At 49.1% G+C, this 14,471-nt stretch carries 16 protein-coding genes and 1 pseudogene; 14 read left to right on the top strand and 3 right to left on the bottom strand.

Annotation, left to right across the window (positions count from 1 at the left end):
* Positions 1–527 precede the first annotated feature (527 nt).
* The gene (locus ABF463_RS10985) at positions 528–1,316 is read right to left on the bottom strand and encodes a 1-acyl-sn-glycerol-3-phosphate acyltransferase (protein WP_415533677.1); all 789 of its coding nucleotides are present in this window, start codon (positions 1,314–1,316) and stop codon (positions 528–530) included.
* 70 nt (positions 1,317–1,386) lie between these two features.
* Complete coding sequence (locus ABF463_RS10980) at positions 1,387–2,199, bottom strand: helix-turn-helix domain-containing protein (protein WP_415533676.1); 813 nt, start codon at positions 2,197–2,199, stop codon at positions 1,387–1,389.
* A gap of 326 nt (positions 2,200–2,525) precedes the next feature.
* On the opposite strand from ABF463_RS10980, the gene ABF463_RS10975 reads away from it, so the two are divergent.
* On the top strand, positions 2,526–3,743 hold the full coding sequence (locus tag ABF463_RS10975; RefSeq protein ID WP_415533675.1) for a plasmid recombination protein: 1,218 nt from the start codon (positions 2,526–2,528) through the stop codon (positions 3,741–3,743).
* Between the two features lie 8 nt (positions 3,744–3,751).
* Here ABF463_RS10975 and ABF463_RS10970 read toward each other — a convergent pair whose 3' ends face one another.
* Complete coding sequence (locus ABF463_RS10970; protein WP_415533674.1) at positions 3,752–4,057, bottom strand: hypothetical protein; 306 nt, start codon at positions 4,055–4,057, stop codon at positions 3,752–3,754.
* Between the two features lie 156 nt (positions 4,058–4,213).
* Here ABF463_RS10970 and ABF463_RS10965 point away from each other — a divergent pair, with 156 nt between their 5' ends.
* From ABF463_RS10965 to ABF463_RS10905, 13 genes and pseudogenes are all read left to right on the top strand, one after another.
* Complete coding sequence (locus ABF463_RS10965) at positions 4,214–4,372, top strand: hypothetical protein (protein ID WP_415533673.1); 159 nt, start codon at positions 4,214–4,216, stop codon at positions 4,370–4,372.
* 63 nt (positions 4,373–4,435) lie between these two features.
* On the top strand, positions 4,436–6,061 hold the full coding sequence (locus tag ABF463_RS10960) for a recombinase family protein (protein WP_415533672.1): 1,626 nt from the start codon (positions 4,436–4,438) through the stop codon (positions 6,059–6,061).
* Between the two features lie 125 nt (positions 6,062–6,186).
* Complete coding sequence (locus ABF463_RS10955; protein WP_415533671.1) at positions 6,187–7,935, top strand: DNA topoisomerase; 1,749 nt, start codon at positions 6,187–6,189, stop codon at positions 7,933–7,935.
* Positions 7,928–8,347, top strand: coding sequence for a DUF4316 domain-containing protein (locus ABF463_RS10950; RefSeq protein WP_415533670.1), 420 nt, complete (start codon positions 7,928–7,930; stop codon positions 8,345–8,347). The genes ABF463_RS10955 and ABF463_RS10950 overlap by 8 nt, the downstream gene beginning before the upstream one ends.
* A gap of 17 nt (positions 8,348–8,364) precedes the next feature.
* On the top strand, positions 8,365–9,072 hold the full coding sequence (locus tag ABF463_RS10945) for a tetratricopeptide repeat protein (RefSeq protein WP_415533669.1): 708 nt from the start codon (positions 8,365–8,367) through the stop codon (positions 9,070–9,072).
* 6 nt (positions 9,073–9,078) lie between these two features.
* Entirely contained in the window at positions 9,079–9,375 is a 297-nt protein-coding gene (locus ABF463_RS10940; protein ID WP_415533668.1) for a hypothetical protein, read from the top strand.
* Positions 9,372–10,199, top strand: a pseudogene (locus ABF463_RS10935) (DNA cytosine methyltransferase); the annotation flags it as partial. The gene ABF463_RS10940 and the pseudogene ABF463_RS10935, both read left to right, overlap by 4 nt.
* 536 nt (positions 10,200–10,735) lie before the next feature.
* Positions 10,736–11,371, top strand: a complete 636-nt coding sequence (locus ABF463_RS10930; protein WP_415533667.1) for an AAA family ATPase — start codon at positions 10,736–10,738, stop codon at positions 11,369–11,371.
* A 14-nt stretch (positions 11,372–11,385) separates the two neighbouring features.
* Complete coding sequence (locus ABF463_RS10925) at positions 11,386–11,967, top strand: 5' nucleotidase, NT5C type (protein WP_415533666.1); 582 nt, start codon at positions 11,386–11,388, stop codon at positions 11,965–11,967.
* A gap of 1 nt (position 11,968) precedes the next feature.
* Positions 11,969–12,364, top strand: coding sequence for a hypothetical protein (locus ABF463_RS10920; RefSeq protein WP_415533665.1), 396 nt, complete (start codon positions 11,969–11,971; stop codon positions 12,362–12,364).
* Between the two features lie 99 nt (positions 12,365–12,463).
* Entirely contained in the window at positions 12,464–13,033 is a 570-nt protein-coding gene (locus ABF463_RS10915) for a helix-turn-helix domain-containing protein (protein ID WP_415533664.1), read from the top strand.
* Positions 13,023–13,751 carry a DUF6036 family nucleotidyltransferase gene (locus ABF463_RS10910; protein ID WP_415533663.1) on the top strand — a complete coding sequence of 243 codons (729 nt, stop codon included), beginning with the start codon at positions 13,023–13,025 and terminating at the stop codon, positions 13,749–13,751. The genes ABF463_RS10915 and ABF463_RS10910 overlap by 11 nt, the downstream gene beginning before the upstream one ends.
* A gap of 227 nt (positions 13,752–13,978) precedes the next feature.
* A complete protein-coding gene (locus ABF463_RS10905) occupies positions 13,979–14,317 on the top strand; it encodes a hypothetical protein (RefSeq protein WP_415533662.1) in 339 nt (112 codons plus the stop codon).
* The last annotated feature ends 154 nt before the right edge of the window (positions 14,318–14,471 follow it).

Here is a 14,471-nt window from a genome sequence, read left to right as displayed (position 1 = left end):
ATATTACAGATGTATATAAATCCTATTACGCTGCAATATCATCAGGCATTTGTTATATAGCGGTTTTGATTTCTGCTTGTACATATCTGATTATTCAGGAAATACGAAAACACTAACCGTTTTTTCTTTTTGTTCCGGCTTCAGTTTTATCTGAAGCCTTTTTTATTTTTGTATCAACGATTTCTAATACTCTTACATTAAAATCTATAAAGTCTATGTTCTACAAATGTGGACAAGTGCGATTTTCAATGTTCTCTTAGTGTTATAAATATGTATCACCCGCCCTCAGGCGGCGAAATCCCCCTCGGAGAGCCCACTGATATCTTTCGCGTAGCGAAAGTGTCATAGTGGGTCAAATGCCTTTCGAAAAAGGGCATTTGACGGGCGGGCCTCCCGTTTACGCTGCGCTTCACTGTGATCGGAAAGTTCGCTGAAAACTGATTTTCTGAAAGCTACCGGTGATAGACGGACAGGTGAAGTATCATTAAAAAAACAAATGGGACTAAAACTGTTCAACCACTCTCTATTTACTCGGTTCCAGATGGCTTAAATCTTTTTCTGGTTCGATGCTCCTCGTCAAGTACAGCTTTTCTTGCCGGAGTTCCCGTGATCGCCTCTAATTTATACTGCGCTTCAATTACTCTGTTTAACCATAATTGCTTATGGTTATCAAAGTTTCGGCAGTCTTTCGAAATGGATATTGGCTGCCCAAACGCCAAACGATTTTCAGACCCTTCAACAGCTTGCTCGATAAAAGCCGGTAAGACAGAAATGCCCAATAATCTGGCCAGCCAGAAAGCACCTCGCTCAATATCTTCTGCTTTATCCTTATTTATGTCAAAGATTGTTCCTTGTGCAAATATCAGAAAGTGTTTTGGTTTTTTACCTTCGTCAAACCATTTTTTGGCGGATTTTATTGCTGCCATTGATCCGACAGAGCTTTTGCGGTCAACTGAAACTACTTTTTCTAATTTCAATATTGGTATCAATTCTTTTGGTATAGAGACACCATTAAAGCAATTTTCTTTTGCAAAAACAAATAATTCCGGGTAAGTATCCATTACTTGATGCATTACTTTATAATAATAGCTCATGATTAGCGGGGCATCTGAATCGGTCAGATGATTTGCTGCAATTATATAAGAGGTGGTTGTAAAATCTGGTGGTATATTATATGCTTCGAAATTATATGATTTTAGCAACTTTTTCTTCGCTTCTATCAATCTCCTTTTCAATTTCTCTGGATCATTCAAAATATCAAGTATTTCTTCTTCAGCATTGTCATTAAATAGTGAGCTGGCGTTAAATAAATGCATTATATTCTCCTTGGATTAAATAGAATCAATTGCATTATTACATAAAATAAGGTCTGTTGAAACCTCAAGCCTAACTTCTCTTCTTCCTGCGTCTTTTTCTCGGAACACTCATATACTTGGATTTTTGCAAAATCCTTATCAGTGTTTGGAACTCTACTGGTGTCAGTTTATGATAATCAATCCCCAACTGGCGGCATAGCATCACCACACGCTTTTCTTTGTCGCTGCCCTGAATGCGGGCTGCTTCTTCCATGCCGTGCTTTATTTCATCTACGATGGATAAATCCGGCGCGCTGGTGTTATCTCCCTTATGAGTTTGCCGAATATCGCGGATAATGCCGTTTATATCTCGATGCACCATCTGGCTGAAATAGGTATCTTCCTCAATATGGGTGGCTTTTAGCAGACGGATGTGCGGATCATTCTCGCTGGGGTGGTATTTCTCCATGATCTCAACGCGCACCATGTCCACCAGCGCGTTCAGGTTTTGTATCTGCATATCAGCAATGCCGTCCACGTAAATCTCAATATCAGCCAGCAGTTTCCGAAAGTCCTTATGTACGGCCATTTCGCACAGTAGCCGGGTATTCATTTCTTCGCTTTTTAAGAGCGTAATCATCCCATCACTCAAATGCAGATCGTTCAGATCTGCGTTTGGGTGATTTTTTGTTTCCGTCAGCCCCAGCAGGTAATCGGCGGAAACGCCATAAAATCTCGCCAGCGTCACAATGCTGGTGTGGCTGATGTCCTTGAAATCCTCGGATTCATAGCTGCCAAGGGCGGATTTGGAGATGCCTGTCTGCTGTTCGAGCTGTTCCAGCGTGAGCCCGCGCTCCGTCCGCAAATCCTTCAGCTTTTCCTGTATCGTCAGGGCCGTATTCATAGCTGCGCTCACGCCTTTCCGAAAGGAAGTCCGCTTTTGTTCCTATTATATCACACCTTTTCCGCAAACGTGGAAATTTTCGGTTTCCAGCCAGATTTCCGACTTTACGGACATGCGGGCCGGGGTCTTCAAATCTGTCAGAATTATAGGTCCACTTGAAAATTGAATGACCGTCCGAAAGAGATATGCTCCTCGGGGAAGCAGCGCCGTGACCGCCACAAGCGCGAGCGTGCCAACGGGAGCAAAACGCCGCGCGAATGGGGCAGGAACGGCTTTCGGGAAGAGCGGCAAGATGAGATCGGCATTTAGGCGCAAAGGAGGCTTTGATGCAAAAAGTAGACCGCACAGTCGTCCGCAATCAGGCATACCGGAAAGCGGCTATTTCCATCCGGGAACGCCACAATGAACGAAAAAACGGCCATTACTGTAATCCGGACATCATGCCGGAACGGAGCAATCTCAACATTCATTTTAAGCGGTGCGAGGGTACATACGCGCAGGCGTTCGACAAAATGGTGGCCGACGGCACCGTCAGCACGCGGGGCCTCAGGCCGGACGCCAAAGTTATGGACGAGATGGTCTTTGATGTGAACACCGCCTATTTTGACCGCCACGGTGGTTATGAGTACGCCAAACGCTTTTTCACTGAGACATACCGTATCGCCGCAGATTTGGCCGGTGGGGAGCAATACATTCTCTCCGCCGTGATGCACGCCGACGAGCGCAACAAGTCCCTTTCCAAGCAGTTGGGCCGGGATGTGTTCCATTATCACCTGCATGTGGTCTATGTGCCGGTGGTGAGCAAGGAAATCCGCTGGTCGAAGCGGTGCAAAGATAAATCGCTGGTTGGAACGGTAAAAGAAACCATCCGGCAAGTCAGCCACAGCAAGAAATGGTCTGCACGCAGAAAGCTGGATGAACGGGGCCGCCCTTTTTATGGGGAGAACGGGAAGCCTGTTCTTCTCAATATGTATTCCGCCTTGCAGGATTACTTTTTCAATCAGATTCAGGCGGCGGGTTACACGGATTTGGAGCGTGGGCAACGCGCCAGCACCGCCGAACACCTTTCCGTTCTCGACTATAAAATCCGGCAGGATCAACAGCAGGCCGATGGGCTGGATATAAAGATTCAGCAGATGGACGCCTATCTTGCCAAGTTGGAGCAGCGCAGCAAGACGGTCAAATCCTCTTCTCAGCAAATAAACGGCATGGCCCGCCCGGCGCTGCTCGGTAGCAGGGTTACGCTGGAGCCGGAGGACTGGAATAAGGTGAAAGCGCTCGCAAAGGAAACGCTGGTGCTGCGCGGCAAGGTATTTGACCAGAAACGCCAGATCGGAGCCGATCAGAAAGAAATCCAGCGGCTGCGCCAGCAGCAGCCCCCGTCCATGCTTCGGCTGATGCAGGATACCGAGGACTACCAGCGGGCTATGAGGTACGCCCCGGAGCGCGTTCAAGCCTTTGTTCGCGGGATTCTCGCCGAGGTGCGGGACAAGTCCCGTGAGCGTCGTTTAGAGCGTCCGCAGGGCCGTTCATATGAACGCTGATTTGTGATCTATTTGTTGTATTTAATTTGAGCCGCTATGAACATGGCAAGCGAGAGCGCGATGCAAATAACGAAAACGATAATTCCGATACCAACGAGTTGCGATAACCATAACACCCCGCTGATGAGCATAGAAAATCCCATGCCAATCGTGCTAAAACCAGATATTCGTGTAAAATCCCCAATGTCCTGGAATTTTACGTTATAGTGTGGATTAATCCATTCTAATTTCTGCTTTTTCCATATAACGATTCCTAAAACGACAACCAACACGCCTAATACAATAAAAAAAGCCCCAATCGTTTGAAATACCATTTTTTCATCCCCGCTGTATGCAAATTGGCCTATTTACACTCAAAAGAATATACTGTCCAATTTGAAATTACAAGTCTTTAAGGCAGTTGTTACCAATCCGGTATCAACTGCCCCTCTTTTTGTCAATCAAACACCTTAACCGTTGGGAGGACTACTTTGGATAAGAAGCGCAATCGCAGAAACCACCGGGCACCGGCGCCCCGCATCATCGTGGAACGGGTTTACATCGGAAAACGCGACATGCGCGAGGTTTTTCAGGACATTGCTGAAAGTGCCATCCGGGAAAAAGTGGCAGCGCGCGTCTGCAGACCTTGAACATGTCGGAGCCGGATACTATAATACAAAGTATCTGGCTCCTGTTGATATTTGGGAGGGAATATGAACAGGAAAGAATCAGGCAACCATTACATAACGGCGCTCTATTGCCGGTTGAGCCGGGACGACGGCAATACCAGCGAGAGCATGAGCATTCAGAGCCAAAAGGTTCTGCTCAGGGAATACGCTGAAAAACAAGGTTTCCTGAGCTGCACGTACTATGTGGACGACGGTTACTCCGGTACGAATTTTCAGCGGCCGGGCTTTCAGCGCATGATTCAGGACATCCGCGACGGTAAGATCGGAACGGTCATCACCAAAGACCTTTCCCGGCTGGGACGGAACTATTTGGAGACCGGCACCTACATCGAAATCTTTTTTCCCAATCATGGCGTGCGATATATCGCGGTCAACGACAGCGTGGATTCCGCAAACCATGAGCAAATGGATATTACGCCATTTCGTAACATAATTAACGAACTTTATTCAAAAGATATTTCGATGAAAATCCGCTCCGCCATGCGCGCGAGAGCAAGAGCCGGAAAGTACATGGCAACCACTGCACCTTTTGGCTACAACAAAGACCCGGCAGACCACAACCACCTCGTCATAGACGAGCGCACCGCCCCGGTGGTGCGGCGTATCTTCGACTATGCGCTGCAAGGGATGGGGCTGCACCGGATTGCCATGCAGCTGTATCAGGACAAGGAGCCGCGCCCCTGCTCGTACAAGCCGGAACTATTCCAATCCGTGAATTTGGAAGGTCGGTTGTACGACTGGCCCAACAGCTACATCGACATGATCCTCAAGAGCCCCACCTATGCCGGGCATCTGGAAATTACCAAGCGTCCGACGCACAGCATGAAGTCCCGCAAGCGCATGTATATCCCGATGGGCCAGCGTGAAATCATCCGCGACACGCATGAGCCGATCATCCCGCAAGATGAATGGGACGCGGTGCAGCGGATACTCAAGTCCCGCCCGCCGGTCATGCAGGAAAGCCCCAGCAGCTATGATAACATCTTTCGTGGGCTGGTACGGTGCGCGGATTGCGGGCGGACGCTGCTCATCAAGGTGGAACACCGCCGCAAACGGGACAATGTGATTGACCAGACATTTTACACCTGCACCACCTACCGCAAATTCGGGCGGCGGTTGTGCACGCCCCATGTTATTGAGGCGCGCACCCTGTGGGACACCGTGCTGGCGGACATCAAGAAGCACGCACGCGCGGCGGTATCGAACCGGCACGCGATGGTGGAAAGCATTGTGAGCAAGATGGACGGCCAGTTCGCCGCCGACCAAAGCGGCTTGCAGCGGGAATACGCGCAGCTTACCAAACGCTCGAAGGAGATTGATCGGCTGTATATCCAGCTTTATGAGGATTTGTCCCGGAAGATCGTTCCCGAGCAGCGGTTCCAAATGCTTTCCCGGCATTATGATGAGGAGCAGAAGTCCATTGAAACCCGGCTTACCGTTTTGAAAGCGGAATTTTCCGATATCCGCGCTAAAGTTGCGGATGTGGAACAGTTTGTGAGCGACATCGGAGAATACGCTGGAATCAAGGAATTGTCTGCCAAAATTCTGAATCTTTTAATCGACCGGATTGTAGTACATGAACCCGAGACCATCGATGGCGAACGGGTGCAGAAGCTGCAAATCTACTACAAATTCGTCGGTACGATATAACGTAAACGTCACTCACCTACCGGAACTATCCTACTGACGCCGGACGCGAGGGCGAACTGATTTTCCGGCTCGTTTATGAATATTGCGGATGCAAAAAGCCCTTTCGGCGTCTTTGGATTTCCTCCATGGAGGAGCAGGCAATCGCGGACGGGTTTGCGAATCTGAAAGACGGAAGTGCCTACGATAACTTGTACGCTGCCGCGCTGTGCCGGGAACACGCGGACTGGTTGATCGGCATGAACGGTTCCCGCTATTTCTCCGTACTGTATGAGCGCGCGCTGAGCGTTGGCCGCGTCATGTCCCCTACCATGTGCTTTTTGGTGCAGCGGGAAAAGGAAATTACCGGTTTTGTAAAAGAAACCTTTTACACGGTTGACTTGGACTGCGGCGGGTTCTCAGCGTCGAGCGACCGGATTTCATCATTGAAAGATGCCCGCGCGCTGGAGCAGGCTTGTGGGACCCAAGGTGAGGCACTGGTCGTAACCGTACGCCGGGAAGACAAATCGTCCAGACCCCCAAAGTTGTACGATTTGACGGCTTTACAACGTGACGCTAACCGGTTGTATGGATATACAGCTAATCAGACGTTGGATTACATGCAGTCGTTATACGAAAAGAAGCTGGCGACCTATCCCCGGACGGACAGTCGATATTTGACACAGGACGCGGGCGCGGGAGTTCCCGCACTGATTCAAGCGCTTACGCCAGCTCCCCCGTTCGCGAGTGAGTTGGACTTGGCCATACAGCCGGCACAGGTTATCAATGACAGCAAGGTATCCGACCATCATGCCATTATCCCCACTTTAGAGGCGGCAAAAGTGGACTTGACCGCTTTGCCCACAGGTGAACGGAATGTGCTGCATCTGGTGGCCGCGCGCCTTTTTTGCGCCGTGGGCCTGCCGCACCGTTATGCGGAAACTACCGTGATGCTGGCCTGTGCGGACAGGGACTTTCATGCAAAAGGACGAGTTGTCACGGATGCCGGCTGGAAAGTCATCGAAAAAGCCCATCTCTCCACCATACGGGATAAGCCCAAAGAAGAAAAAGTAACCGAGTTGCCGAAGCTGGTGGAACAGCAGGTGCTGCGTCCCGTCCACGCTGCCCTGCACAAAGGATTTACATCCCCTCCAAAGCGTTATACAGAAGACACACTACTCGCCGCCATGGAAACCGCCGGCTCGGAGGACTTTGCGGAGATCCCGGATGTGGAACGGAAGGGACTCGGGACTTCCGCAACACGCGCCTCCACGATTGAAAAACTGCTTGAGAAGCAATTAGCGAAGCGGGAAAAATCCAGCGAAAACAACAAAACATCTTATCTGATTCCTACACAAAAAGGGGTCTTACTGGCGGGGGTTTTGCCTGAAATTCTGACGTCCGCGAAACTGACGGCGGAGTGGGAAGCGAAACTGGCGGATATTGCACATGGAAACGGAGATTCGGCCACATTTATGGCAGGCATCGAAGACATGGCCCGACAGCTGGTAGCGTCTAAAAAGACGCCGGACAGCAACCCGTTTCCCGTCGAAAAAGGCAAGCACGAGCCGGTTGGAGATTGCCCTTGGTGCGGGAAACCGGTTTTTGAAACAGACAAGGGGTTCTGCTGCTCCGGTTACCACGATACGCCGGCCTGTGGATTCGCGCTTTGGAAAGACGACCGCTTTTTTGCCGCCTCCAAGAAAAAGCTGACTCGCCCGGTTGCGACCGCACTTTTGAAAAAAGGAAGTGCGGACTTGACCGGACTTTTTTCTGCCCGTACCGGCAAAACCTACAGCGCCACCGTCGTTCTGACAACGCAGGCTGGAAAGGAGGGAAAATTACGGCCGCATTTTGAATTGACATTTCCCACAAGGAAAGGAAAACAGCATGGATAAACAAACAGCGAAAAAACCCTTCCCATCCGCCGGTCCGGAGATCCCCATTCGATACCGGCAAATTCCTTATACAATAGGCGGACATGATCACCCCGGCAAGCCGAGGTTTGTTTTATTTGACGGTACGATTCTGCCGGAAGAAGCCAAAGACGCTTATGGAAACTATTGGGGCTACGGCAACCCTTATCTGCCGATTCGGGCTACGGACGGGACGGTTACGGCATTTTGCCGTCTGGATAAACCGGAAAACTACCTGCGCGGCGCCAAACTGTCCATGGAACAGAATTACGACATGATTGACGGCGTGATCGATAATTTGCCTCCCGAACGGGAGGAGCTTGAAAAGATGACGCCGTACAGGGAACCGCCCGCGCTGGAAAAACGGCGCCACCATAATGAGCCGGAACGATAACGGAGGATGATGTTGCTATGTCTTCATTGTATAAACAAAATACAGCGCCTATATCGGATACTCCCCCGTCCGCCGCCGATCTGAAACGATATAAGAGGATTTGCCTGTTTGCCGACGCAGGCCGCGCGGCAGCTCAGTACCAGCTGGCGAAGATGTTTCGAGACGGAAACGGTGTCCGTAAAAATGTGTATCTGGCGGATGAATATTTCACCAAAGCATTTCGCAATTCCATGGATGATGCGGAAATTATGGCGAACACCGTTCGCAACCAGGAGCTATACAACGCTTTGGAATATGATGCCGTGCTGTCCGGCGCGGCAGCCTGCTATCGCGTAGGCCGGATGTATGAGAACGGCGAGGGCTGCTTTCAGGATACGGCCAAAGCGGTCGAATATTACCAGATTGCCGCAAAACTGCGGCATGTTCCGTCCGAATACCGCTTGTGGCGGCTGCTTGGCTGTGCGGCAAAGAATTACAGCGATTTTGAACAAGGCTATACCTATCTCAAGGACGCTGTTGCCGGCGGCAGTTTGGCGGCCACTTATGAGTACGGGCAATTACTGCTGATTCATATGGACAACGATTCCAGAAAATACGGGCTGTACTTAATTCAAAGGGTTGCCAGACACGGCTATACTAAAGCGGCAGACTATCTGAAACAGGCGTTTCGCCCGCCATCGCGGCGGGAACAGCAGCCGCGGCACAGCCATAGTTTGGCGAGGTAAGACGATATGACGGAAGATCGTGTTCTGGCTTTTTTAAAAGAATACCATGTGGGCTTCGGCAATGAAATCGCAAGCCGCGAGTTGGAACGTTCTTTACATATTAAGGGTCAAACCCTTAGAGAAATTGTAAACAGTCTGCGCTGCAACGGCTATCCAATATGCAGCAATCAGAACGGCTATTTTTACGCTTCGGCCCTTATGGATGTCCAAAAAACAATCAACCAGCTTTCTCATCGGATTCAAAGAATGGGAAAAGCACGTGAGGGTCTTCAATTGTGGGAACGAAAATACAACAGGAAATAAACGAGCTTACACACTTGTCCCTATTCAGCGGTATTGGCGGTTTGGATATCGCCGGTGAAATGGCTGGTTTTCGGACAGTGGGACAATGTGAATGGAAAGGGTATCCGACCAAAGTGCTTGAAAAGCACTGGCCTCATGTCCCACGGTGGCGTGACATCCATACATTAACAGGGCGTGATTTTTATGAAAAAACAGGTCTGCGGACAGTTGACATTGTTTCCGGGGGATTCCCATGCCAGCCGTTCTCAGTCGCTGGCCAGAGAAAAGGAAAGGCGGATGACCGTTACCTCTGGCCAGAAATGCTTCGTGTTGTGTCGGAAATCCGGCCCACTTGGGTTGTTGGTGAAAATGTTGCTGGCCTCACCTCTATGGCGGAGCCGGTCGGTTCACCTCAAGTGGCGGGCAGAGAAATTGCCCGCCACGCGGGAGAAGACCACTACCATTCGGTACTTGTACAACAGGAAAAGATGCTGCTCGAGGGTATCCTGCAAGATCTCGAAAACGCCGGATATGACGTCCAGCCGTTTGTTGTACCGGCTTGCGGCGTCGATACCCCGCATCAGCGTGCCCGCCTGTGTATCATCGGGTACCGAACCGACGCTATGGAAAACACCGGTGGCCTCCGATGCGGCAAACCGGAAGATGTACGTGAACAGCCGCGGCGAACCGAACCTGAGCGGTTTGGTGAAGTTGTGGCCGATGCCAACCGTAACAGTGGCAACACACGGCGGGCTAAATCAGCGGGACAGCAGCGGGAAGCCGGAATGGCCAATGGCGGCCAAGTTGTGGCCGACGCCGAGATCAAACGAATCAGGGGCATACCAATACAGTCAAGGCAGACACGACCATCCAATATTGACGCTAACAGGGGCGGTAAGAATGTATCCTACCCCCACCAAATTCGATGCGACCTGCGGGAACCTGAAAGGCAAGGAATACACAGGGCAAAGCCGTCATGCGATGAAACTGATTCAAGCGGCCCAACTGTTACCCACGCCAACGGCTCAGGATGCGAAAAACTCCACATTGCCACCCAGTCAGAAAGAGCGCGACAGTTTGCCGGGCGCATTACTGCGGGAGATGTGGACAACGCCGTGCGCAGCGGACGCGGAGGGGACGACAGGTGGAAACAATCACCGCAGTCTCCGAACGGATGTGGGCGGTCAGCTAAACCCGGAGTGGGTGGAATGGCTGATGGGTTATCCTATTGGTTGGACGAGCCCGTCAACATCCCGCGAATAGCTAATGGCGTTCCTGACAGGATTGACCGGCTGCAATGTTTAGGGAATGCCGTGGTTCCACAGCAATTTTATCCGTTTTTTAAGTACATCGCTGAGATCGAAAGGATGTGGGCGTGCCAATGCCTGAATCTATTAAGACAGTCGTAGTCAATCTGTACGGCGGCCCTGGAGCTGGCAAGACGACCTGTGCGTGGGAGGTTGCCAGTGAGTTGAAAAAACGAGGCTTAAATGTTGAGTATGTCCCTGAGTATGCGAAGGAACTGGTGTGGGACGGAAATCTCAAATTGCTTGCCGACCAAGAACATGTTTTTTCCGAACAACGTCATAGAATCGACCGTCTGTTGGGAAAAGTGGAGGTGATTGTGACAGATGCCCCCTTGCTCAATTCTCTGGTATATGGGAAAAACCGAACACCGGCATTTGAAAAGACCGTTTTGGAAGCTTACCAAAGTATGACGAACTTCAACATGCTCGTTCGACGTGGGGACACTTTCCAACAGGCGGGGCGATTGCAAAACCTTACGGAAAGCAAACAATTGGATTCACAGATACAGGCCATGCTAAAAACGCACGGCCTGTTTTTTGGCACATATTCGCATCAGAAAATGCATTTCGCAATCGGAAATATCCTTTACATGTGTGACCGAGTCAGCCAACGGCCACATCCGAAGGCCACGAAAAATAAAAATGTGGCGGCTCAGGGTCGTGTGGAAATGAACAATACCCATCGCAAACACGATATGTTGGAAAGGTAAAAAGGACAAATCACATGAAGAAAAGACGCTTATTTGTGGATATGGATGGGACGCTTGCCGTTTTTCGTCCCGTAGATACTTTGGAAACCCTGTATGAACGGGGCTATTTTCTCAATCTTGCTCCGCATCAAAATGTCGTGGAGGCAGTGAAAAAGCTCATCCAGAGCAAAGAAGTCGAGGTTTTCATTTTGTCCGCGTTTTTGTCGGATAGCCCTTACGCACTGACTGAAAAGAATATGTGGCTGGATAAATACCTGCCGGAGATCGACACGGCGCATCGCATATTTCTGCCGTGTGGTAAGGACAAAAAAGAGCATATTCCCGGAGGCGTACGCCCGGACGATTTTCTCCTTGATGATTACACGCATAATCTGGCTCTCTGGCAGCCTCCCGCGCGTGGTATCAAGCTGCTGAATGGCATTAATCACACGCATGGGACTTGGCCGCATGACCGTCTGCGGTATGACAAGCAGCCGGCTGAGCTGGCATCCAATATTCTGCGCATTATGGGCAACCGTGCCAAAATCCGGGATGGCCTGCCGCGAAAAGCTACGCCCTTGCGGGTAGTTAGTTCACATACAGTGGGGGAACGATAAAATGAAATCGAAAAAACTCTCCGCTCCGCAGCTGTATGGCTTGTATTGTGACACACAATTGGAGGAATACATTATCAGAATCCAAACGCCGCCATGGTGGACAAGTCCGGAAGAAGCAGCTAACGCCCCTTTGAGGTTTAAATTTCCGAAAGGAAAAATATTGGTGGAACTTGATGCCCAGCATCACGCTGAAATTTCGGAGGACGAGTGGTGGCTGTATCGAATCAGCAGATTAAAGGACAGTGCGAAAGACAAAGGCATGGTCGATGTGTCTGATTATGAGCCATGCGATATTAGCCTGTCGGATTTACATGAGGTTATAAACGCTTCTTACGAAGGCGTTCATTTCGATGTGTTATCGTTATGTGATTTGTCTTACAGTATTTATTTATCTTAACGATTCATTCCCAGGCTGATTTTTGGTGTTCTCGCCCTTTTCTCTTATCCACTTGATATTATAACGGTAAACCGTTATAATATTGATGGAGGGGTGGATATGAATATCAATGAGGTTTTGCAGCAAAGGAACATGACCAAATACCAACTTTCAAAAAACGCCGGTGTGCCTTTTGCTACGATCAGTGACATTACTACGGGCAAAGCAAGGATTGAAAAATGCGCGGCTGGCACGTTGTATAAGCTGTCTAAGGCTCTGGGCGTAACAATGGAGGATTTGGTGGTGGATTGCATGGAATACCGCCAAAGTTTTGAAACTTTTAAGAGCAATGTCTGCCATCGGGTTAAGGATATAGGCGATATGGATTTCATCATTGAAACATTGGAATCGGATAAAATCCGACAAATGTATCAAAGAGGGTGGTATCCAGAAAGCCTCTATTTGCTGGCGATGGTTGACTATCTCAGCCGTGAAAACGGCTTACCCGCTTGTGCCGAATATAGCGACATCCGCAGCGCGAAGTTGCGGCAGCCAATTTACCCTGCCAGCGTCATCGCAATGAGTGTGCTTAGCCGTAGCGATAAACCTAAGCGGGAAAGCTATGCCAATGCAATCCCTGAATTTAGACGGTTTAACATTGTGGAAAGTGAGGTGCGGGATGTCTGCTAACGCGCCATTTACCAAAGAAAACCTCAACGCTTATTTGAAAGAGCTTGCAAAAGAGTTTCGCCACTTGAATGGAAAGACAATGCCTGCCGAAATTATACTGATTGGCGGCGCGGCTATATTGGCCAACTATGGTTTTCGCGAAATGACCTATGACATTGATGCGGTAATTGTGGCATCTTCCGCGATGAAAGAGGCGGTCAACCGTGTTGGTGATCGCTTAGGGCTGCCGAACGGCTGGCTCAACATGGACTTCCGCAATACAAACTCCTATTCAAATAAGCTGTCTGAGGTGTCAATATACTATAAGACCTTTTCTAATATTTTGACGGTGCGGACAGTTACTGCCGAGTATCTTATCGCCATGAAGCTGATGAGTGGACGACAATACAAAAACGACCTGTCAGACGTGGCGGGGGTTTTATGGGAACATCAAAAAGCCGGACAACCAATCATGCGAGAAACCATCGACAAGGCAATAGCTGCGCTTTACGGTGAAAGCGTGGAAATCCCCGCCGTTTCTCGGAAATTTATTGACGATGCTTTTGGCAGTGGTGATTATGAAAAGGTCTATCACGCCATTAGGGAAAACGAAAAGCAGTCCAAAAAAGTCCTACTGGCGTTTGACAATAATTACCCTGGTAAATTGAATGAAGATAATATTTCTGTGATTCTTGAACAGGCACGGAAGAAGCGAAAGCGTGACCGGGAAGAACGATAACCACCCAATAATCACATCTCACAGGGCAGCCGGCGGGCTGCCCTTCTCTGCCTGCACCTTGGAATTCGCAATTTAACAGGCTACTGCCCGAAATTGCGCCCAATGTTTTGCGCATTATGAACAGTCTTGGAAAAACCGGGATAATCTTTTTGAAAGTCCAACGCTTGTGCGAGCGGTGAAACGCACGGTTTCGAGGTAGAACGATAAAGAAAGGACAGGTGATTACATTGAAATCTTTGGGTATACGGTCTATAGCACAGCGTGTAGATAGAGATGGCCTGTGCGGAAAAGGGATTTTTTATAAGCTATATTTAATGCAATGTATCGAACGATGTATGGCTGAAAATTTCCCAATTCAAAATTTTGTCCTTGATGAAATTCCTTTTTCAGATGAAGAAAATGTCATTATGGATTTTTTAAACCCTGATACCGGTGAGCAAATTGACTTTATGGTTAACCGCAAATTACCTGGTTATGCGATACCTTTACGTTACCATGACCATATGTGGCCGAACGAAATCATGGTTAACACCGTTAGAAATGCTATACACCATCCTAAGCCATAAAATACAGAATGGCGGCATTTTAAATTATATTTTTGAAATCGCTATTTCTTTGCTTCGGAAATGCTAATTGTTTTATTGATTCTATTTTTGTCGAAAGGTTTAACATGGATTTTCCATTCTGCGTTACGGTTTCACATTTCCAATTACCAAGAAC

This window comes from Ethanoligenens sp., assembly GCF_047718355.1.
Taxonomy (GTDB): domain Bacteria; phylum Bacillota; class Clostridia; order Oscillospirales; family Ethanoligenentaceae; genus Ethanoligenens.
Note: the sequence above shows the minus strand (reverse complement) of the source record. Positions and strands in the feature narration are given on the sequence as shown.